General features: G+C 38.3%; 19 protein-coding genes. 15 read left to right on the top strand and 4 right to left on the bottom strand.

Translation table 11 applies throughout. The features are described 5' to 3' along the window. Positions 1-553 precede the first annotated feature (553 nt). The 10 genes from BHF68_RS09345 to fabZ all read left to right on the top strand — a co-directional run bounded on the left by BHF68_RS09345 (position 554) and on the right by fabZ (position 9,573). On the top strand, positions 554-805 hold the full coding sequence (locus tag BHF68_RS09345) for a DUF1146 family protein (RefSeq protein ID WP_069643373.1): 252 nt from the start codon (positions 554-556) through the stop codon (positions 803-805). 144 nt (positions 806-949) lie between these two features. After that, positions 950-2,311 (top strand): UDP-N-acetylglucosamine 1-carboxyvinyltransferase, encoded by a 1,362-nt coding sequence (gene murA / locus BHF68_RS09350; RefSeq protein ID WP_301553616.1) that lies wholly within the window; start codon positions 950-952, stop codon positions 2,309-2,311. A 141-nt stretch (positions 2,312-2,452) separates the two neighbouring features. Next, positions 2,453-3,598, top strand: coding sequence for a stage II sporulation protein D (gene spoIID / locus BHF68_RS09355; RefSeq protein ID WP_069643374.1), 1,146 nt, complete (start codon positions 2,453-2,455; stop codon positions 3,596-3,598). 681 nt (positions 3,599-4,279) lie between these two features. Beyond that, positions 4,280-5,038, top strand: a complete 759-nt coding sequence (locus BHF68_RS09360) for a M23 family metallopeptidase (RefSeq protein WP_069643375.1) — start codon at positions 4,280-4,282, stop codon at positions 5,036-5,038. Positions 5,039-5,169: 131 nt separating this feature from the next. Further along, entirely contained in the window at positions 5,170-5,430 is a 261-nt protein-coding gene (spoIIID, locus tag BHF68_RS09365) for a sporulation transcriptional regulator SpoIIID (protein ID WP_069643376.1), read from the top strand. 180 nt (positions 5,431-5,610) lie between these two features. Next, positions 5,611-6,636: a rod shape-determining protein gene (locus BHF68_RS09370; RefSeq protein ID WP_141706264.1), complete on the top strand. Its 1,026-nt coding sequence runs from the start codon at positions 5,611-5,613 to the stop codon at positions 6,634-6,636. A gap of 186 nt (positions 6,637-6,822) precedes the next feature. Beyond that, positions 6,823-7,716, top strand: coding sequence for a flagellar hook-basal body protein (locus BHF68_RS09375; protein ID WP_069643378.1), 894 nt, complete (start codon positions 6,823-6,825; stop codon positions 7,714-7,716). Positions 7,717-7,762: 46 nt separating this feature from the next. Further along, positions 7,763-8,641, top strand: coding sequence for a flagellar hook-basal body protein (locus BHF68_RS09380; RefSeq protein WP_069643379.1), 879 nt, complete (start codon positions 7,763-7,765; stop codon positions 8,639-8,641). 122 nt (positions 8,642-8,763) lie between these two features. Next, a complete protein-coding gene (locus BHF68_RS09385; protein WP_069643380.1) occupies positions 8,764-8,973 on the top strand; it encodes a DNA-directed RNA polymerase subunit beta in 210 nt (69 codons plus the stop codon). Between the two features lie 177 nt (positions 8,974-9,150). Beyond that, entirely contained in the window at positions 9,151-9,573 is a 423-nt protein-coding gene (fabZ, locus tag BHF68_RS09390) for a 3-hydroxyacyl-ACP dehydratase FabZ (RefSeq protein WP_069643381.1), read from the top strand. 64 nt (positions 9,574-9,637) lie between these two features. On the opposite strand, the gene BHF68_RS09395 is transcribed toward fabZ, so the two are convergent. Beyond that, positions 9,638-10,522 (bottom strand): class I SAM-dependent methyltransferase, encoded by an 885-nt coding sequence (locus BHF68_RS09395; RefSeq protein ID WP_069643382.1) that lies wholly within the window; start codon positions 10,520-10,522, stop codon positions 9,638-9,640. Positions 10,523-10,961: 439 nt separating this feature from the next. Between BHF68_RS09395 and BHF68_RS09400 the strand changes: the two genes are divergently transcribed. From BHF68_RS09400 to BHF68_RS09415, 4 genes are all read left to right on the top strand, one after another. Next, on the top strand, positions 10,962-15,395 hold the full coding sequence (locus tag BHF68_RS09400) for an S-layer homology domain-containing protein (RefSeq protein ID WP_069643383.1): 4,434 nt from the start codon (positions 10,962-10,964) through the stop codon (positions 15,393-15,395). A gap of 120 nt (positions 15,396-15,515) precedes the next feature. Then, a complete protein-coding gene (locus BHF68_RS09405; RefSeq protein WP_069643384.1) occupies positions 15,516-16,829 on the top strand; it encodes a nucleotide sugar dehydrogenase in 1,314 nt (437 codons plus the stop codon). Between the two features lie 17 nt (positions 16,830-16,846). Then, complete coding sequence (locus tag BHF68_RS09410; RefSeq protein ID WP_069643385.1) at positions 16,847-18,340, top strand: stalk domain-containing protein; 1,494 nt, start codon at positions 16,847-16,849, stop codon at positions 18,338-18,340. An 82-nt stretch (positions 18,341-18,422) separates the two neighbouring features. Next, entirely contained in the window at positions 18,423-19,877 is a 1,455-nt protein-coding gene (locus tag BHF68_RS09415; RefSeq protein WP_141706258.1) for a glycosyltransferase, read from the top strand. 1 nt (position 19,878) lies between these two features. On the opposite strand, the gene BHF68_RS09420 is transcribed toward BHF68_RS09415, so the two are convergent. From BHF68_RS09420 to BHF68_RS09430, 3 genes are all read right to left on the bottom strand, one after another. After that, on the bottom strand, positions 19,879-20,298 hold the full coding sequence (locus BHF68_RS09420) for a PIN domain-containing protein (protein WP_069643387.1): 420 nt from the start codon (positions 20,296-20,298) through the stop codon (positions 19,879-19,881). After that, entirely contained in the window at positions 20,282-20,509 is a 228-nt protein-coding gene (locus BHF68_RS09425) for a type II toxin-antitoxin system Phd/YefM family antitoxin (RefSeq protein WP_218070346.1), read from the bottom strand. The genes BHF68_RS09420 and BHF68_RS09425 overlap by 17 nt, the downstream gene beginning before the upstream one ends. Before the next feature lie 101 nt (positions 20,510-20,610). Then, entirely contained in the window at positions 20,611-21,252 is a 642-nt protein-coding gene (locus tag BHF68_RS09430) for a YigZ family protein (RefSeq protein WP_069643388.1), read from the bottom strand. Positions 21,253-21,853: 601 nt separating this feature from the next. Between BHF68_RS09430 and BHF68_RS09435 the strand changes: the two genes are divergently transcribed. Further along, a complete protein-coding gene (locus tag BHF68_RS09435) occupies positions 21,854-23,251 on the top strand; it encodes an NAD(P)/FAD-dependent oxidoreductase (RefSeq protein ID WP_069643389.1) in 1,398 nt (465 codons plus the stop codon). Positions 23,252-23,343 lie beyond the last annotated feature (92 nt).

Below are 23,343 nucleotides of genomic sequence, written 5' to 3' on the forward strand. Positions count from 1 at the left end.
CGTGGATTTCATGTCGTGGGCAAGGGGTTTTGCATAGAAGTTTATGGTGCATGAGTCGGGCATGGCTCACTCACTAAGGCTTCCGACTTAGATATTACTAAGCTCGATTTCCTAAAGCTTCAAACTCGCACAAAACGCTCAAACAAGAAGCTTTTAACGGGAATCTTCACTAAGTAATATTAGCAAAGTCTCCAGCAAAAGTTCGCTCACCATACCCGACCCATGCACCACTAACAGTACGTGAATTTTATGCTGTAGGTAATATATGACTTAGTGCCTGTGAGCGAAGTTTGGCGGAGGTTATTAGTAGTGCTTGGCGAAGAATTTGCAAAAAACTCCAACTGTTTGACCGGAGGGAGTTTTGGAGTTTGCAAATTCAAGCCTTAGCAATTCTTATAACTGGAGACTTTAGTGAGCGAATAGGTGCTGAGTCATATATTACAACCCACAATTATTTCAATAATCACTGCTAACACTTGTTTTTTAATATAAAAATTGGTTATAATGTATTTTGAGTATTTATAAACATATACTGTGGGGGAGGGAACCCCGAATGATGATGGCAGGACAGTCGCAAATGTTTTATGGAATTGTAAGCTTTTTAAATATAATTATGCTGGTAGGAAGCATCTACCTAACATATATATGCTTACGTGAAGCACGTTGGGACAAGGTTTTTTATGATGCATCAGATATTAAGGCCCGAGGCTTTGTACTTATATTGTCTATAATCTTAGGTACAATGTTAGCGGAATTCTTTACACAATACCTAACTAATTCCTTATACCTACAGTTTCTTTTTTAAGAATGTGTAGCCCTTTAGTGGCTGTGTAAATTGCTAAAAATACTAATAATTGTACTTGTATTATCTGAAACTACAGTGATAAACTAATAAGAGTGACGGACTAGGGTAGCTAAGAAGAATCTACCAGAGAGGAGAGTCAGACATTTGATTGAAACAGACTTCAACGAGCGAATTATAATAAAAAAAGCGCCTCCGCTTAAAGGGACGATTCGAATACATGGAGCAAAAAATGCCGTACTTCCAATAATTGCTGCTTCTATATTAGGACAGGAACAGCCAAGCTATATTGAGGAAGTGCCTGACTTAGAGGATGTAAGAATTCTACGGGATGCGTTAAAGTATTTAGGTGCAAAACTTTCTTATCAAGATGATACGCTAATGATTGACACCAGTACATTAACAAAGACGGATCCACCAAAAGACTTAGTGCAAAAAATGCGTGCATCATTTTTATTGATGGGCTCTTTGTTGGCAAGAACTGGACATGTACGTATTTATTTACCAGGTGGCTGTGCCATAGGAGCACGCCCAATTGATCAGCATTTAAAAGGATTCCAAGCATTAGGAGCCGAAATTATTGAAACGAAGGAATATATTGAAGCATCTGTGGTAGGTCGTCTGCAAGCAGCAACGATTTATTTAGACGTGCCAAGCGTCGGTGCAACTGAGAATATAATGATGGCAGCGACTTTAGCTGAAGGAACTACTGTTATTGAAAATGTCGCTCAAGAACCAGAAATCGTTGATTTAGCTAACTATCTGAACACCATGGGTGCAAAGGTAAAGGGAGCAGGAACGAACGTAATCCGTATTGAAGGCGTTGAGAAGCTAACAGGAGCTCGACATACAGTAATTCCAGATCGTATCGAGACAGGCACATATCTAACAATTGCAGCAGCTACAGGAAGCGAATTATTTCTACAGAATGCAATAGGTGATCATCTTAGGGCAGTAATAGCTAAGTTAACAGAAGCGGGTATAGACATCTCTGAAGAGGATGATGGAATACTTGTCAAGGCATGTGAACCTCTTAAACCCTTACAAATTAAAACCTTGCCTTATCCAGGTTTTCCAACGGATATGCAAGCCCAATTTACTGCATTAATGGCCATAGCTAAAGGTACAAGCTACATAACGGAAACAGTTTTTGAAAATCGTTATATGCACTGTAAACAGCTACAAAAAATGGGCGCAAATATCTCGGTCGAAGGCCGTCATGCATCAATAGTTGGTGGCAGGACATTACAGGGAACTAAGGTTGAAATGACAGATTTACGTGCAGGGGCAGCTATGATTATTGCTGGTCTTGTGGCAGAAGGTATAACTGAGGTTACTAATTTACACCATATTGACCGTGGCTATGTAGATATTGTTGGTAAGCTTCAGCAGGTAGGAGCAGATATATATAGAGTCAGACAGCCGCTTGAAAAAGCTGTGTACAGGGAAAGAATTCAAGAAGCTACACAGAGAGAGCGTCGAGCTATTCTGAAGCCTACATTTGCTTAACTATTTCATAGAATTCTTAAAATAATAACTGTTATTCTGCATATTTGGAATCATAACTGGATATACGAATGCATATAGATTGATATAGGCCCTTGATAAAGGGTCTTTATTTTTTCAATCATAGCAGCGGAGGTGCCAGTTTTGAACAAGCTAAGACAATACCAATCAATCAAAGAGCGACTGAAGAAACGACGCTACAATCATCTATTTAAATCTCCAACAACATCCTCGCCACGAAAAAAAGTTATTATTGCAACATCCTTAGGATTTATAATTACAATGCTTCTGATTATAGGTATTCCATCCATTGCCCTTTGGGTCACTGACCCAAAAATCGAGCCAATAGAATTAGAGCTTGATGAAGACGGTTTTATGGTACAACTACATAGAAGCAAAGAAGATATAATAGTTGAATTACCCTTAGAGCAGTATATAAGAGGGGTAGTTGCTGCAGAAATGCCAGCTTCATTTGAAATGGAAGCCTTAAAAGCACAAGCATTAGCAGCAAGAACATACTTTATAAATAAATGGATTACAGAAAATCGACCAATATCGGATGACTTTCGGATTGACCAAGCCTATTACTCTGATGATGAGCTTAAGATACGCTGGGGAGGATCCTATCAGGAGTACTCAAATAAAATTAATCAAGCAATTAATGAAACTAAAGGAATGATTCTTACCTTTAATCAGCAGCCAATTGAAGCATATTATTTTTCCACTTCAAATGGGTTTACTGAGAACTCGGAGGATGTCTGGAGCGCTGCTATACCATATTTGCGTAGCGTAGAAAGCCCGTGGGATACTATTTCGCCGAATTTTCAAGTGACCAAAAGCATACCAATATCGGAGGTCCATGAGAAACTAGGACTTGCAATCCCTGTAACAGCATGGAATGGTGGTGGAGATCAGATGCCAAGAATAGTTGCAACTAAACGCTCAAATGCACAGCGAATTATTGAGATGCAAATTGGAGACCAAACATTTTCAGGTCGTGAAGTCCGCGAGCGTCTCGGCCTTAACTCTACCCATTTCACGATTAGCATCAAAGATGGCAAAATGCACTTTACAACCTATGGATATGGACATGGGGTTGGTATGAGTCAGTGGGGTGCAGAAGCAATGGCTAGAGACGGCATGAAGGCAGAGGATATAACTAGATACTTCTATCAAGGCACTGACATCGAGCCATACATTCAAATTGCTAGCTTGCTGCCAAAAATTAAAGACACAATAGCTGCAACAAATGAAGCTAATCAAGTGGCGCAGACAGATGTGAGTAGCTAGAAGTTCAGATGGATGTGTGGGTTAAAGTACTTAGAATGGGCTCAGCTCGCTCTCAAGGCCTCTGGTATTGATATTTCTAAGTTCGATATCCCTAAGCTTCAAACTCGCAAAATACGCTCAAACAGGTGAAGCTTTTTTGGGGATATCTTCACTAAGAAATATTAGCATACCTCCGACAAAGTTCGTTCGCTAAACCCATCCCAAGTACTTTTACAGGGTAGACAACGCTTGAGGCTGCTCAGCGAAACCATTCTCTTCACACAGCTCAGCTTAGTTGTATAAATGATATTGTATGTTGTACATCAGAAAAGATGGGCTGGTGTCGATGAGCGAACCTTGGTGAAGGCTTTTAGTAGTGCTTGACGAAAGGTTGGCATATGGCTCCGCATAAGCAACACACAATTTTTTAAAGTAATATGTGGTGTAGGTATCGTTTTGTGAACTGTTGTTGGAGGCTTTCTAGTAGTGCTTGGTGTAGACTTGGTAATATTAGCTCCAACTGTTTGAGCGATTTGTGCGAGTTTTGGAGATTTACCAAGTCAAACTTTAGCACTTCTTAAAGCCGGAAACCTATGTGAGTAAAATGATATCAAGCCACATATTATAAATTACAAAAAAATTCATGCAACCCTGTATACTTAGGAAAAATATGGACACACTGGAAATTGAGGTGATGTCCAAATGGAAAATGAAAACAAAAACCAAAATTCAGAATCAAATCCAAAAGTACAATGGTGGAAATCCCTATTAGGGAAGAAATGGACTTTTCCAGCGATTTATTTAGTGGCCTCTGTACTCATTGTAACTATTTTGTGGACAAGAAGTGATACTGGTAACTACCAGTTAACGAAGGATGACAGCTTATTCAATGAGCAACAGGAAATTGTTCAGGAAGAGCCAATCTCAGCAGAACCTAGCTTAGACATTGATGGTCTAGAGGCTGAATATGCTGGTGAGGAAGCAGTTCCAGTAATAGGCGAAGAGCCGAAGATTATGTGGCCACTAGAAATTACTGAGAATGCAGAAATTGTTCGTCAATTTTACGATCAAGCAGCAAGTCGAGAAGATCGCATCCAGGCAATCTACGAATATCAGAACACAATCTATACAAGTAGTGGGATTGATATTATCAAAGGTGGCGAGCGATTCGACGTACTAGCAGTAGCTGACGGTAAAGTTGTAATGGCTGAAGCAGACGTGCTTCATGGCAACAAAATTAAAATTGTACATGAAGACGGACTTGAAACAGTTTACTCTAGTTTATCGTCTATGAAAGTGGAAGTAGGAGACCAAGTAGCTGCAGGTACAGTTATTGGCCAAGCAGGAAAGTCTGAAATTAAGAAAGACCTACCAAACCATCTATATTTCGAAGCATACCGCTCTGGTGAAGTTGTCGATCCAACTTCAATTCTACCAGCATTACATGACGAAAGAACCTAAAATGTATTTTTAAAAGAGCGTGAGGACGCGTTGTCCTTACGTTCTTTTTTTCGCCATTAAACAAATTTAAGCATATCTCATTTCCTGCCTCATATAATGTAACAACATTCCTTAGTAGGAGGCGAGGAAGTTTGCATGATTACATCAAAGATAGAACCCTGAAAATTGCGAATCACTTTTTAGATACTCAAGATACAGTCCGTGAATTGGCAAAAAAATTCGGTGTTAGTAAGTCGACAGTCCATAAAGATTTAGCAGAGCGTTTACCTGATATTAATCCAGAATTAGCAGACAGAGTTAAGAATATTTTGGAGTACCACAAATCCATTCGCCATTTAAGGGGAGGAGAAGCAACGAAAAACAAATACTTAAAAGAAAAAGTAGAGGAGTAAACAGCGAAAGAACACAGTAGAAGAATACAGTGAAAGAAGTGCGTCATTTAATTAAAATGAATTTAAATGTGACAATTAAAAGAAAAAGTGTTTTTATTGAGATTTCGTAAAGGATTTTATCGTTTTTTGTCGAACAACATAGTATTACACGATTATACGGGGAGGAAAAGGTACCCAATGATGTTTGGCAAAGACATAGGAATCGATTTAGGAACAGCAAATGTATTAGTCTACATTAAGGACAAAGGAATCGTTTTAGATGAACCTTCAGTAGTTGCTATAGACAATACTACTAATCAAGTGCTCGCAGTAGGGGAAGAAGCTCGCAGAATGCTAGGGAGAACTCCAGGCAATATTGTTGCAATTAGACCTTTGCGAGATGGAGTCATAGCAGATTTTGATATGACGGAAGCAATGCTTAAATATTTTATAAAGAAAACAATTGGTAGCCATATGCTTTTCAAACCTAGAATAATGATTTGCACTCCAACAAATGTAACATCAGTTGAGCAAAAAGCTGTAAAAGAAGCAGCTGAGCGTTGTGGAGGCAAAGAAATTTATTTGATGGAGGAGCCAAAGGCAGCTGCAATCGGCGCAGGCTTAGAGATATTTGAACCGAATGGCAGTATGGTTATTGACATAGGCGGAGGGACGACAGACGTAGCAGTTCTATCAATGGGAGACGTCGTTACCGCCACTTCTATTAAGGTTGCTGGGGACAAGTTTGACGCAGCAATTACAAGATACATAAAAAATAAGTATAAATTATTAATTGGAGAGCGAACCGCGGAGAACATAAAAATTGAAGTCGGCACCGTATATCCAGGCATGGAAGAAAAAACGATGGAAATCAGGGGTAGAGACCTAGTCTCAGGCCTTCCAGTTACAATAACAATAACCTCAGAAGAGATTCGTGAGGCTCTAGAAGATCCTATTACAGCTATTGTAGTAGCAGCCAAAAGTGTACTAGAAAAGACGCCTCCAGAACTTGCATCGGATATTATTGATAAAGGCATAATGTTAACTGGTGGTGGAGCACTCCTTAACGGACTTGACAGGCTATTAACTGAAGAGCTTAGGGTTCCAGTCCTAATTGCTGAAGAACCGATGGAATGTGTCGCCAGAGGAACTGGCATAGCGTTACAAAACATAGACAAATTATCGAAAACACAAATCAATCGATTCTCTAGAGGATTATTTAGATAAGAAACAAAATTAAAAGCTTCATAGAGGGGCTTTTAATTTTGTTTTTGGCGTTAACATTTTTTATACATTGACGATAATTATAGAGAGCATATATTATGATGATTAGTATCTAGACTTAATAAACAAAAAAGTAGTTTTTAAATATATATTTAAATAAATTTAATTTGTAACTAAGGAGAATTAACGATGCTACGAGGGTTATATACAGCGGCTCAAGGGATGAAAGTTAATCAACAAAGACATGACATTGCGAATAATAACTTGGCGAACATTAATACTCCTGGCTTTAAAGGTGAGGAAGCTGTTGTACGCTCATTTCCAGAAGAACTATTATTTTTCATGGGCAAAAAACAGCATAGCCATGTTCCTGCTCATTCTCGAGTTGCATCACACTTGGGTGGTCAGCCACCGAGAGTAGGCTACCTTCATCAAGGGGTAACGGTGGAAGAGATAGTCTCACGTTTCGCTCAAGGGGCAATCCGAGAGACAGGTAATGAGTTTAATGTTGCAATTATAGATGGATTAGATGATCAAAAAGGCTTTTTCGCTGTAAAAAAAGACCTAGATAGCGACGATGTTTTTTATACAAGGGCAGGAGATTTTAGACTCCGCGAAGTAGACGGTGTTCAATACCTTGCTACTCAAGACGGAGAATTTGTCATGCAGCGTGAATTAATCGCGGGGGTTGGATTTACAGGTCAATTAATGCCAGTTGAAATTATTGAAGAAGATTTTGTAATTCATTCCAATGGAAGCATAGAAGTGTTTGAAACAGGCTTTCCGCCAATCCAAGGTGAACTTCATCTTGTTCAATTTGCCAATGAACAACTGCCAGGACTTACTAAGGAAGGCCATGGCTTATTTAGAATAAACGAAGACTTCTTAGGGGCTGGATTTGAACCAGAAATAGCTCAGAATATCCAGACTAGACAGAAGTTTATTGAAGGCTCGAATGTTGATCCTACACAAGCGATTATGGATATGATAATAGCCCAGAGGGCGTACGAAGCTAACCAAAGGGTTATCCAATCATACGATCGCAGCTTAGAAAAAGCTGTAAATGAAGTAGGTAGAGTATAATCGCTAAAATAATAACAACATGCTTACTCGTAGGAGGTAAAAGTATATGAACCTATCCCTTCACATAGCTGCGTCCACAATGCGTAGTGCGGGCACGAAGGTAGATTTAATATCAAACAATATAGCTAATATAGATACTATAGGTTTTAAAGCAAGCAAAGCTTCATTTCAGGACCTATTGTACGAACGTATTAATCAAACAGAGCGCATTAATTTACCAGGTAGAACAACGCCATTAGGCTTTCAGTATGGTCATGGTGTACGTATAAATGGTATAACTCAGGATTTACGTCCAGGCGCACTTAAGGAGACGAGTAACCCATATGATGTTGCCCTTACAGGCCCAGGTATGTTCCAACTTATAGTACCACCTGCAGAGGCTGAAAGACTGGGAGTAAGTGACGAAGCAATGGGTGTCTATGCCCAACTCTTTGATAACGAAGATTACGGATATGTCTTTACCCGCGACGGCAGTTTTCGCCTTGATGTAAGAGGCGGGTATAGCTCTTTAGTAGATGCTAGGGGTTATCAGGTATCAGACCGTCTTGGCAATCCTATAGAATTTGATTTTGATGTTGAGAGCTTTAGCATAGATAACCAAGGAAACCTTTTTGTTAATGAAGAGGCAGCGCCGCATACACAGCTAATGCTGGCTAATTTCAATAATACACAGGCTCTCCATCATGCTGGTAACAATATATTTGTAGAAAGACAATTTGTCGAAGGAAACTTCCAAACAATCAACGATAATCCAGATATGTTTCAGAATACACAATTTGCCCAAGGCTTCATAGAAGGCTCTAATGTAGACATTATTGAGCAGATGACGGAGCTAATTAATGCTCAGCGTATGCTCCAATTTGGCGCTAGAGCAATTCAGTCAACAGACACTATGATGGGACTAGCGAACACAATTAGGTCTTAATCGATGTGAATAGCGACCTAACATTGTGAACTAACATTTAAAACCAATAATTTGAAAATTACTATAAATAATGATACAATGCATTTGCATGTATCATTATTTTTGTTAAGAGGGAAGCGTATATGTCAGATAATCAACCGAAAAAGAAACGCAAACTAACGTCGGGCCAAAAGGCTTTACTAACGACTATGAAAATACTTTCAGTACCAATTTTTGCATTTATAATGTTTATGATTGGTATGGCAACAGGCTATCGATACGGTGGTGGCGCAGCTGGAGAAGTATTTGAAGGATCAACGTGGCGCAATATTTTTTTGATAATATTTGGGTAAAAAGAGCTTTGCAACATCCAGTACGTTGCAAAGCTCCTTTATGTGAACTCCCCTAGGAGAGATATACCTAGTTTACAACAAAAGCTTAATAGTCATTCGTACATAAAGGCGTTAAATGTTGCCATCGAAAAATTAAGAAAAATTAAGAAAAATAAAAAATATTGAAAGGAGCATACCATGTTAACAATTGAAGAAATTAAAGAAATTATCCCCCATCGCTATCCATTTTTACTAATTGACAAAATCCTAGAGGTGGAAGAAGGTCAGCGAGCAGTAGGAATTAAGAACGTTACAGTTAACGAGCCATTCTTCCAAGGGCATTTTCCTGAATACCCTGTAATGCCTGGAGTTCTAATTGTTGAGGCTTTAGCACAGGTGGGTGCTGTAGCAATATTGAAATCCCCTGCTAATAAAGGCAAACTTGTCCTTTTTGCAGGCATAGATAAGCTTCGTATACGTAATCAAGTAAAGCCTGGAGATACATTAGAATTATCAGTAGAAATAACTCGCTTGAAGGGGCCTATAGGAAAAGGCAATGCAGTAGCTAAAGTAAACGGTAAGGTAGCTGTTGAAGGGGAATTAATGTTTGCAGTACAATAACAGTACGATAACAAAAAAACTGACACTCTTTAAATGAGTTGTCAGTTTTTTTATTGTAAGCTTTCTATTGATTTGTCTGGTCGTATAAGCTGGATGATGTTTTTGTTGATGCCTTTTCCAAGACACAAACAACCATTTTTACAAAATACTCTTGGAACACTGGTAGCATAGCCATGGTTTTAAAATATGATCGTAATGGTACAAATTTGTAATGTAGAACTTGAAATGGGATAATAGCTAGAATTCTTTCAAAGCGCTCTAAAGTCATCTTGTTAATGTACGAAAAATATTCTTCGCCATCAGACTGCTGGGCAATACGGAAGTCAATACGTTCTTTAGCATCTGGGTACTTTTGAACAAGGTCTTTATAAACATTAATAAGAGTTTGCTCATCGAAAAGTTTATGTACCCATGGTATTCCAATTACGTCAGATAAATGCGCTCCGTATGGATGATGATATGGTGGGAAGTTAATATATAAGCGACCACCTTTTTTTAACACCCTATAACACTCATTGAGTACTGCAATTGGGTCGTCCACATGCTCCATCGCATCGTTCATAATAATAGTATCCACAGCATTTGACTCAATTGGCATATTTGCAGCATCGCCAGTTATAAAAGTAACAGCCTCGTGCAGGCCTTTTTTGTATGCTAAATCTTCAGCTTTCTCTTTATATTTATCTACAGGATCAATACCAATTACGTATTTAGTGCCTAAGGTAGTGTAATATAAAGTTTTACCTCCTGCACCACAACCGATATCTAGTACTATTTTATCTTTAAACATTTCTTCAACCGTGGTAAACTCTTGAAAGTATCTAATGGTTTCTTCGCCACGCTCGAATTGCCACTCAGCATATGTTTGTTTTCCTTCATTTTGCAAATTAAATGGATGTACTGGGGTAGGAAATATTCTATTAAGTATTTTACAAAGTGTCACGTACAAGTCATCTGTCCCTCCCCTTAGTAATGATTCTAAATTAGTATTAGTTGCATATCTAATTTTACACTATGAACACATTTGAAGTCTAGTCATATTTCACTATAAAGCTTATGAATTAATCAGCTTTATAGAAGCAGTTTAACGAAGAAAAGAAAAAGATTCCTAATTTAGAAACAACTCACCTATATTCTTTACGGAACTTTTATAATACATTAAAAATATACAAAAGCAAAGGGCAAAACGCAAATAGAAAGATTAAAACGAAAATTGGTAGCATTAGAATAATTGAAAGGAAGTGAATAACTATTTTTTTTAATTTTTTAGAAAATACATCTTTAAAAAAAACAGGCTCATTCCGATAATATATGTGTTTATATTAATTGGATGGTATTCGTAGCCATTAATAAATTCTGCAATGTACATACAAAGAGGAGGAACTAGCATGATAATACAAAAGTACAAAAAAGGAATTGCTACTGTCATGGCATTTCTAATGATTATTTCCCTCATGCCTGCTGTAGCACAGCAACCAGTAGGGGCTGCTTCAGATTTAAACTTTGTTTTCCCAAATATGGAGCAATCTAATCCCGCAAATGCGGTCACAGTTATAGATCAAGTGCTACGATTGGATGGTCATTATACAGGAGCCGAATTAGTAAGTGTGCAAATGATAATTAAAGAGCTAAGATCATGGGACACTAATAATTATACAGATACTAGCAAATATACATACGGTCAAACACATGACTCTGCAGGCGCAATGATTTTACCTAATAATGAAATAACAGTGCCTGCTATTGCGTTATACAACGGTTTAAATGAAATAGAATTTGTCGGTACAGACATATATGGAAGTGTAATACGTTCAAGAGTATTTGTTAAATATCAGGATTCACCAGCGCTTTATGATTTAAAGGTTCAAGGAATTCCTCCAGTAGAAGATCTTGTAATTAGAGATAGTCAGGAATTAACAATTGTTAACCAAGGCTATGTAGCGAATCTACAAACTAATTCTGTGCGTGTAATTGGACATGCGCCAAACGCCCAGTCTGTTAGAGTTGAGGTTGTGAGCGCTGACGGTTCTGTCAGACGTATTGGAAACGACGCTATTCCAGCCCAATTAAACCCAGCAAATAATCATGCTTTTTCAGCCTTAGTGCCTTTAAGGCCAGGAGTTAGCACTATTACAATTATTGCTACTAGTAATACACATAAAGTTCAAACTACACGTAACTTGATGTTTTACAATGGCAATCCGACATTTTATGATGCAACGGTTGAGGTTGCCCCAGGTGGGACAGCTAATACTCATAACCTATTAGATAGACCATATATAGATATAACTAATCCTGAAGACTATAATCTAGATACAAAGCTTATGGTTAATAAGCCTACTGATTTTACTGGTACAACTCCAGCAGCGATTGATGTAGAAGTAACAAGAAGGGTAACTAATGTTAATGGCACTCAGGTTAATGAGCAGACTAGTATTGTGAATTTTGAATCTCAGCCACTAGATAGTCCTGATCAAGCAGTGCTAATTTTTAAGCCTACAGGACCATTCAATCTTCACATCACAGATGAAGATAGTGAACATGGATTTAGATACGAAGTGCGTATGCGAATTGTGGATGGTGATGACATTTGGTCAGCTAACTATGATATAACGGCTAACAACCAAGGTGCTAATGCTGGTATGCTACAATTTACATTACAGAATGCAAATCTTCCGCGTATTACAAGTATGGAATTAGTTAATGGTGTTAATCAAGCTACTGCGGGTACTTTGACAGGGACTAACCTGCACAACGAGCTAAGAAACCTCCCGAGGACACCATTAAATAATAGCGTTATTCAGCAAACACCGTTTTATATAGCAGTAAATCTGTCTAATGCTAGCTCATATCATAATTCGACTCAGACTGCGTTAGGGCATTTTACAATAAATGGCTCGGCACCAGCAGCTATAGGTTTTCCTAACCAAAGTTCTGAAGCGAATAAGACGATTTTCTTGAGAGTTGATTCATTAGCTCAAGTAGGCACACAACCGCTTAATCTAGTTTTTGATAACGACACTGGTGCTGCACCTAATCCGGTTGATGCTATGAGTGTAAATGTCACATATGTATTTTCGCCATTTATGGACTATGAGCAAATTATACCTAACCAGTCATACAATATACCAAATATAACAGAGTCGTTTGTTATAAATACCCTTGGTAACTTTCGAGGTACCCTGTATAACATTCGTAACGTAGATAACATTAAGTATTCACCTGTTAACGAAAGAACGGCAGAACTATTTGTTAACGGCCAATACATTAGATTAGAAAAAATTGATTTAGACGATCCTACCAGATTTAGATTAGAAGGTGCGACTCTAACGGGGGATGACCGTACTGGTCTAGCAGATGTAATGGGAGCTTTAAAGAACGGTAGAAACACACTTGAATTTCGTTATGACGACGGAGTAGATAAATACGAACGCACAATTAATTTCTTTATTATTTCAACCAATATTCCATATATACCTGCTACAAGTGTGAATCAGAATACTGGACAAACTAGAACTTTACCGAATAATTCATGGAATCCAGCAATATTCCCATATCAGACTGAGACTGCAGTTCCAGATGCCTTTAACTTTAATGTAGATAGTAGTGGGCGCGATTTTATTGGTAGCAACGTATTAGATACTTATAATATATTCGGTTCATTTAAAGTTACAGAAGTTGTTGCTGGCAACCCACAAAGTTTCCCTACTGGCAATCGCCTGGAAGTTTACAGAAATGGAATTCTATTAGGTAGCTTTAATCCAAGAATACATCAAGTGCGAATTTTTGAAAGCTATGGTAGTAGTAACTATGAGACAATTAACTCTAGTGAATTCCCTGAAGGTTTGGAGAACCTAAACGTGCACTATTATAAAGATGCCGATTATGGTGGATACTTTACTTTTGAGCTTTTAAGAGAGAATTTTGACACTACAGGAGCAGCTAACGGATACGTTTTCCGAGTCATTAATACCGATGGTATTCAGCGTGAATACTCACTGTCTGTGTCGCCACAGTATACGCCGTATAGAATTTTACATCCGTTTCGTGACTATGAATATATAGACGTTACGCGTGAAAGCGATGTTGACTACAACTTTAAGAAAGGCCGCTATGGAATTGTTAACCAGAACTACGTAGATATCGTAGTGGAAGCTGAAGGTGCGAGTAGAGTATTAGTTAATGGCCAACCAGCAGCTAGATCAAACTTTGTTCTATATGACGAAAATGGTGATCCGAAGACTTACACAGGAGTCTATAAATATACGGTTAAAAACCTACGTGCAGGTCTTAATAGACCGAATCGCATAACAATACAAGTTGAGAGTTCTGGTGGTAATAATCCACCACCAGGAATTATAGAAGTGTTCTATGCTCCTACAAACATCCCTGGTCACAATCTTTTGCAGCCATTCACATCATTGCAGGGCAGGTACTTTAATAACGAATTAGATATAAGAGTACCAAGGAACGCTACATTAATCAGATACGATGTTATGCGTACTGAAGATATGAAGACTGATGTATTTGGTAATCACGACGTTTTAATTGGTATTGCTAATTCATTTGATGGGGTTATACAACGTATGGATCATTACGATGTATATAATGCGGGATTACGCAAAAAAGGTAATGAATTTGACGCTAACTTCAGCTTATACAGAGCCTACTTTAGCAATTTCCCAAGTGATTTTGTAATGGCTAGTAAAGTCTTTTATCTAGATGCAGGTATGGCTGATGCAGATCGTTCTGTAGCACCGTTCACAGGTACGAGATATGAGCCGATAACACGTGGCTTGCTACCATTCCAGCATACGAAAACAATACCGTTTGTCGCTCCAGGCTTTACGAATGTGACTGACGACGATGGGAACTTAGTACGTAAGCTGCCGAGTTATAATGATCGTCCAGTACCATTACCAGGAACTATAGACGATACGCCAGATCCTGGTGTGCCAGATCAGTTCGATACTCGACTGAAAATGTCTGAACGAGGAACAATAACCCTAGCGTACGACCCTAATGTCACAGAAAATGCCAGTGTTGAGGTATCGATGTTCTTCTTTGATGACTACCTACAATCTTGGGTAAATATCGGCGGTACTGTTAACGGGAGAAACAATACAATCACAGCACCGTTTGATAGATTTGGATATTATGCTGTAGGAAAGCGTAAATTAACAATGCAGGATGTATTAGAGCATCCATATGCACGTAATGAGATAAATGCTATATACACAAAAGGTATCATGAAAGCTGTTAACCCTGGATTTGAATTTGGGGTACATCAGCGCATGACACGTGGAGAAGTAGCGACTGCAATAGTGAAAGCGTTACAATTGCCACTGCGCTATGATCGTACAAATACACACTTCTTTGATGTACCGTCAGGGAACTTTTACACTAATATGCTGTATGACTTTGAGCATATCGAAACAGCCGCCCACTATGGTATTGTCCAAGGGGCAGGACCTAACGAGTTCCGCCCAGGAAACGATATCACACGCGAAGAGTTTGCAGTAATACTTGCACGGGCGTTAGATTTACGATTACAGACTGACTATACAAGAGCGAAGCAGCAGCTTGACCGACTATTTATTGATGCTGATGATGTTCGTCCGTATGCAGTACCAGCAGTTCTAGCTATTACACAAGCAGGCTACATCAAAGGCAAGCAGATTAACCCTAACGATCCAAATGATGGATATATCTTTATGCCAGGTCAAACATTAAATAGACCAGATGCAGCTATCGTACTCAGCAGGGTCTTACAAGACAAACGTATGCTACCTGATTTCCCAAGGGATTTCCAAGGTAACTAAAGCACCGAAAAAAACAGCCTTTTGGCTGTTTTTTTTATGTAGTTGATGTGATACTATAGAAATGTTATGTAATAATAATTGTTAGAGTCATATAATACTTTATACGGGGAGTAGCTTTTTATGGTGAAAGAAACAGAACACTCAGATATTAATACTAAAGGGATTGCCGTTATTGGATTAGGATTTATAGGACTACCGCTAGCATTAAGCTATTCTATGCGCGGAGCAAATGTCATAGGCATCGATGTTATCCCTGAGCTCATAGATGAAATTAATCAAGGCATATCCCACCACCTAGAGCAATATAATAATCTTACGATTAGAGATATTCTTAAAGAGCAGTTAACCGCAAAACGCTTTATTGCAACATCTAACTATTACGAGGCAAGCCAACAGGTTGATACATACATCGTAACAGTCGGCATCCCAATCAAAGATGGAGTGCCTAACTACACTTACATCGATAGTGCCTGCAATTCAATTGCCAAGGTCTTAAAAGAGGGCGACACAGTAATTATCCGTAGCACTGTCATTCCAGGTACTACGGAAGGACGCATCGCTCCATTACTACAAATGAAGTCAGGGCTTATCCCAGGTCAGGATTTCTACCTGGCCTATGCTTCTGAGCGCATCGCTGAAGGCAGGGCATTTGTGGAATTTGAGTCGATGCCCATAGCATTAGGTGGAATAAATGAAGAAAGCGCTAAACGTGCGAAAGAAATTTTAACTATTGTAACTAAAGCAGAGGTAACTATCTCAAGCATTAAAACCGTCGAAACGGCTAAAGTTATAGAAAATATCCAGCGAGATGTAAATATTGCCATGGTTCAGGAGTTTGCGCGCTTTGCCCAGGCCTTTGATATAGACACACAAGAGCTAATTAAAGTCGCTAACACACATACGCGCGTAAATCTTTTAACACCAGGCCCTGGTGTAGGCGGTTATTGCTTACCAAATGCCTTTTACTACCTAGAGCCAAGGGCAGAATCTCTTGGAGTGTCGTTAGACTTATTACGCACAGCTAGAAATATAAATGATGGTGTACCTTCAGCGATTGTAGACAGACTCGAGCAAGCACTCGGAACAATTCATGGGAAGAAAATTGCTGTTTTAGGACTTGCTATGAAGGACTATTCTAATGACGATCGCATTAGTCCACCAATCGATATAGTTAATATATTACTATCTAAGGGTGCAAAGGTTTTTGCCTATGACCCTGCAGTAATTACTACCTATGATTTTAAATACCCAAGCTTGTACGATTGCGTTCAAGATGCCGATGCACTTATGCTGTTAACGATGCAGGAAGAGTTTCGTTACCTAGACTGGGCGGAAGTAATTAGTAAGCTAGCTGAGCAGGCAGCTATATTTGACGCTAAAAATATAATAAGTCTAGAAATGCTGACGGATGGAATAAAATTACTAAGAATATAGGGAGAAAGCACACGTCTATGAATAAAACAGCAACGAAACTAATTATGCTCTTACTATGTACGAGCATAATTATATTAGTTATAGTTCCACCGATTGCAGTAGAAAGCACACAGAAATACACTCAAGACAGAAATCCCGAGCGTAATGTAGTCGTATACGTAGATGGAAAGAGAATAGAATTCCCCCATGGGCAACCATATGTAGATAGTAATTTCAGAATAATGGTTCCAATTCGCTTTGTTTTAGAGGCAATAGGTGCTAAGATTTTTTGGAACCAAGAACATCTACAGGCTACCATCATTAAAGACAATACAATTGTCACGATGACAACTGATAAGCCTGAATACATAGTTAATGGACAAGAGATGTTAATGGATACTGCAATGGTATATAGTAAAGAGCTAGGAACAACATTTGTACCAATTCGGTATGTTTTAGAAGCTTTACAGGCAGAAGTAAATTGGCGTATGGAAAATGGTAATGATGTAATAAATGTGCACTCTCCAGCACAGCAAATATCTGTTATTACAAAAGACCAGCAATCGCTTAAAAGTGCTGAAGTTAACTTAAACCCCCTATACGATCAAGTCAATGATGTTTGGCATAGACTACAAGCGACAAATAATAAGCTATTATCTGGAAGTGAATTTCTAGAACTAACTGCTAAGGAATTGCAAATACCGAATAAATTTTACGCAAATACAGACATAGAGTATTTCAAAGTCAAGCCTTATACAAGCGAAAACATGAAAACCGATTTAAATGCGTTTCTAAAGGATTTCGAATTTGCTACTGAAGTACCTGTATTAACCTATCATCACTTACTGGAGCAAAAAAATAATAACAATTATCCAGCGAATAGTGCAATCATCAATGTCGAAGCATTTCGTGAGCAAATCGAGCTTTTACATAAAAATGGCTTTCAAACATATGGCTTAGATGTGTTAGAACAATTTATAAATGGCGAAATAAAACTGCCAAAGAAAAGTGTTTTTATAACCTTTGATGATGGATATTTAAGTAATTACGTTTACGGCTATCCAATACTGAAGGAACATAATTATACAGCAACAATTTTTGCAATCACTGATATGATTAGACCAATACCAGAAACATTTAATACAAGCAGAATAAATTTCATCAGCTGGCAGGAAATTAATCAGCATAGCGATGTATTTACAATAGAAGCCCATAGCCATAATCTGCATCGCCTAAGTAACAACTTAAGTCACCTAATAACCGTACCGTATAATGAATTAATTAATGATATGAATGAAAGTCGAAAGCTTTTGAAAAGCTATATCAATCATGACTCGGTTTACTTTGCATATCCCTATGGACAATATAACCTGCAGACAATTCGAGCACTTAAAGAAACGGGCTATCGCTTAGGGTTTACAAATCGCCCTGGAACAGTAAGACCTCATAGTGACCCTTATCAGATAAACAGATTTGGCATATATCCATGGACAACAATTGATAACTTTAAAACTTATGTGGGGATAGAATAGTTGGACAGTTAGAAAAGAGAATTAGACATTTTTAGGTGTTAGATAATTGAACAGTGGAAAGTTGGAAAGGTTGAAGGGTTTAATGGATAAGAAAGTATTGATAGTTTCCTATCTCTTTCCTCCAATTGGTGGCGGCGGAGTACAGAGGGCATTGAAAATGGCAAAATACCTAGAGCAATACGGCTGGGAAGCACACATCCTGACAGTTACAGAGGATGTGTATTTTGCGTCTAAAGATGCTAGCCTACTAAACCAACTTCCACCATCAGTGAAAATACATCGAGCCAATCATTTAGACCTAATTGGAAAATTCACTGGACAAGCAACCAAAAACAATCAAACTACTACCAATAAAGTTAGCATGAAAGCTCGAGTAAAACAATTAATTAAACCATTTCTTAAAGCACTAAAAAGCCGCATCCTAATACCAGACGAGCAAATCCTTTGGAGAAACAACGCGGTCAAGCTTGGTAAAGAAGTAATTAAAAGCCAAAATATACAAGCTATTTTCTCAACTTCAGGACCTAATACTAACCATTTAGTAGCCTATGAATTAAAGAAACACATGGACTTACCTTGGATAGCAGACTTTCGCGACCCATGGACAGATAACATGCACAGATCAGGCATATGGTGGCGAGAGAAATTAGAAGCCCGTTTGGAAAGAAAGGTAGTTACCTCTGCTGACGTAATCATGACAGTTACAGAAAGCTTTTTAGATGGATTTATTAATAAATATGGGAGCACCGCGATAAAGCGTGGTAGCGTCGTACACAATGGCTATGATATAGCTGATTATAATAATTTGAATCACACAGTGAATAATACTGATGATAATGGTGTGGATATTAGTGTGGACAGCCCTGTTGATAAACCTGTGGACAACCCTGTTCATAAACCTGTGGATGCCTCTGTGAATAGGGAAGTATCAACAGCGCCTGTGGATAAGTTGAAACTTGTTTACACAGGAATCTTCTACGACAAGAGAAACCCTAGGCTCTTACTACGTGCAATACGCGAGCTAATAAACGAAGGTCGAATTGACCAACAGAAAATTGCACTTCACTTTGCTGGAATATTTGACTATCCTGGACAATCTGCCAACTGGCAAACGGTTATAGACACAGAACTAGAAGAGCAAATTATTTTGCATGGGCAGTTACCGCACGGTCAAGCACTAAATCTGTTAGCAAGTGCAGATGTACAACTACTAATAGCAGATAGTGATAAGACTGCAGGAGCATATATACCAGGCAAACTATTTGAGTATATAGCTATTGGTAAGCCAATTTTTGCACTCAGCCATCAAGGTGAATCTACAGAAATAATTGAATCCTTAGGAAACGGAATCGTTGCTGACCCAACTTCTCTCCATGAAATCAAGAAATCACTATCGGTGCTATACCGTAACTGGTTAAACACAGGCATAGCTATAGATATGCCTGGAGACATATTAGAGAAAACAAAAAAATACCAACGCCACGAACAAGCCCGCATGCTGGCAGAGGAATTGGATATATTACATAAAAAGAATTAGGTTAATTCTTAAATGATAGTTCAAGAAACTGTTCAGGTGTTATGGTGTTTACTAGGGAATCTACAAAATCTTCAGTATTCCTGCTTATAATATAGTTTATTTTAGCGCGACTGGCACAAACACTAATTAACTCATCTTCAAAATCAATAACATCATGGCGCAAGGCAGACTTAACGTCAGCACTAGTTACATCTATGATATCTACAACTTGTAATAAGATAATTAAAGCTGAATAAACGGCTTTTTTATCTTTAATAGTGCGATTCAAAATATAATATATATCAGTAACTGAGTTAGCTGTAATAAAGCCCTTCACTTGCTTTGTTTCAACCATACGCAATACAGCTGAAGAATGAATATAAAAGGGGTCTCTCTTTTGTAAAACATCTAATATAATATTCGTATCAAATAGAATCTTCATTTCTTAAAAGGCGCTCCATTCTTGCATCATCTAAGCTATAGCCATCATCAGGAATAATACCAATTAGTTGGTTAACGATACTTTTCTTTTTTGGGGGAGAAATTTGCGCAATAGGAATACCGTTACGAGTAATAATTATTTCCTCTTTATTTACTAATGTTAGATATTTACCTAAATTTTTCTTAAATTCAGTTGCTGTTACTTCCAACACAATACCACCTCCTAAGAACATATTTTGTACGATTATTGTACTATTATACTATTAATTGTACGATTTGTTAATGGGTATAAGAATTATGGAATACTAATGTATTAAATATCCACATAGATTCTGCTTCCATAGCAAATCTCTACCTGCCCATTTGTTAACTCAGTTAATAACTTCTCAAGCACAGCTTCTTCTCCTGCCTTTGCTAAAATTGTAAATGTCACTTTATCCGTATACTCTTTACCAGCAATCTTGTAGACCTTACTGTGAAGCTCATTTTCCACCTTGCCAACCCACGTATAATCTACAGTTGCTTTTACTTCTGTATGCATAATTCTTTGCACAATACCAGCCTTATGTATCCCATCAGCAGCAGCTTGACCATAAGCACGGATCAGACCGCCAGCTCCTAGCATAATTCCACCGAAATACCTTGTAACAACAACCACTACATTCTTCAACCGCTCCTTTTTTATAACCTCTAGGATTGGTTTTCCTGCAGTTCCACTTGGTTCTCCATCATCACTAGCTTTTTGAACTTGATCATTCTCACCTATCATATAGGCAGAACAGTTATGAGTGGCATCATAATGTTTCCTTTTTATTTCATCTATAAAAGCAATCGCCTCGTTCTCGGTTTCGACAGGCTTTACGTGAGCGATAAATTTCGACTTTTTAACTATATTAGTATGCTCAGCAGAGCTAGTGATAGTCCGATATTCAAGGATTGAGAAATCTTTTCCCATGTTGGCCCTCCTAATGGAAGTATTTTTAGAGAATAATATGCCGCTCGATATCATTTTACCCATCCACAAACCGCTCAAACAGTTGGAGCTTACATTACCAAGTCTGCACCAAGCACTACTAAAAAGACTCCAACAACAGTTCGCAAAACGACACCTTCACCACATATTACCACACATTCAATTAGTAATTCTAGTTGGCTTACACTGAAAGCCCTGGGAGTGAAGTGGAACCATCACGAGCACAGCCCCTCACATTCGAGCACAGCCCTCCCACATACTCACTACTACAACTCTCGACATTGGGCACACTACTATTACGACAAATTATTTCCCAGGAAATATAAGGTTACAATATACGACAAAATACATAATTATATCAAAGGCGAACATTACTAGTTTTTGAAGCTTCGAAAGTTCGTATTTAGAGATAAATTCTAAAGAAAACACAAAAAGATATCATGTTTTCATGAAAAAAAGCTTGAAGTTTATATTTCAAACCCGTATAATGCATAAGGGACTCAAATGAACCTCAAAAATGCCACTTAATGGCTGACAACTAACCTGGAAAACCTAAAAGTTATTCCTAGATGGAGGTAGAAAGATGTCACAATCAAAAAATTACGATGTTATTATAGTGGGGGCAGGCCCTGCAGGAATTTTTTCAGCATATGAAATAGTCAAATTAAAACCAGAAGCAAAAGTCTTATTAATAGAAAAGGGTAAAGATATTAACAAACGTCATTGCCCAATGATTGCAAAAGATATTGCCTGTGTTAACTGTAAACCTCACTGTTCTATTATGACAGGGTGGGGTGGAGCAGGAGCATATAGTGATGGCAAGCTTACACTTACAGCTGATTATGGTGGTTGGTTAGATGAATATTTAGATACTAAGCAGGAAGTCATGAAATATATCAAATATGTCGATGAAGTATATCTACAGTTTGGGGCTACCGAGAAAACATACGGATCCTACGATGAGAAAGTAGCAGAAATCGAGCGTATGGCAGCAACGGCAGATCTTAAGCTCATTCCGGCTGAAATTCGACACTTGGGTACTGAGAATAATCTATTACTATTGTCGAAAATCCGCGATTACCTGCGCGACAAAATTGACTTAAAGAGTCTGACGACTGTGAAAGAAATAATTACAGAAGATAATAAAGCAACTGGTATTATATTAGAGAACGGGGAAGTCTATACTGCACCTTACGTCATTGTTGCCCCTGGAAGAGTTGGATCTGACTGGTTCCGTAGCGAATGCTCGAGACTAGGGCTAGCACTTACCAATAACCAGGTAGACATAGGCGTCCGTGTCGAAGTACCTGCTAGTAGCATGGAACACATTACCCGCCATATATATGAAAGCAAGCTAGTATACTACGGCAAGAAATTTGATGACCCGATTCGTACATTCTGCATGAACCCATATGGGGATGTCGTAGTCGAGAATACTGATGGTATTATGACAGTAAACGGTCATAGCTATGCGACTAAACGCAGCAAGAATACTAACTTTGCCTTACTTGTTAGTAATAAATTTACTGAACCGTTTAAAGAGCCAATAGCCTATGGTAAATATATCGCAACCTTAGCTAACATGCTAGGTGGAACAGTAATAGTTCAACGTTTTGGAGATTTAAAACGTGGCCGTAGATCAACTAAAGAGCGCATGGCTCGCGGTCTAGTACAACCAACACTAACATCAGCTACACCCGGAGATTTATCTCTAGTATTCCCATATCGCCAACTAACGAATATCATTGAAATGTTAGAAGCCTTAGATAAGGTAGCTCCAGGAGTAGGGAGCGAGCATACACTTCTATACGGTGTAGAAGTGAAATTCTACTCATCGCGCCCAGAGCTATCTAAGAAACTAGAAACCAATATTGATAACATGTTTGCCATTGGCGATGGAGCTGGTGTAACAAGAGGTTTGGCTCAAGCAGGAGTAAGTGGTGTAGTTGTTGCAAGAGAAATAGTTAAGCGAATGGGTTAAACAGTCTGGAAGCAGGAATATTTAACTATATAATCAAAAGGATGTGGATATGAGTGTTCCACATCTTTTTTTGTGGTAGAAATTGACTCAGG

Source organism: Desulfuribacillus alkaliarsenatis (assembly GCF_001730225.1).
Lineage (GTDB): Bacteria > Bacillota > Bacilli > Desulfuribacillales > Desulfuribacillaceae > Desulfuribacillus > Desulfuribacillus alkaliarsenatis.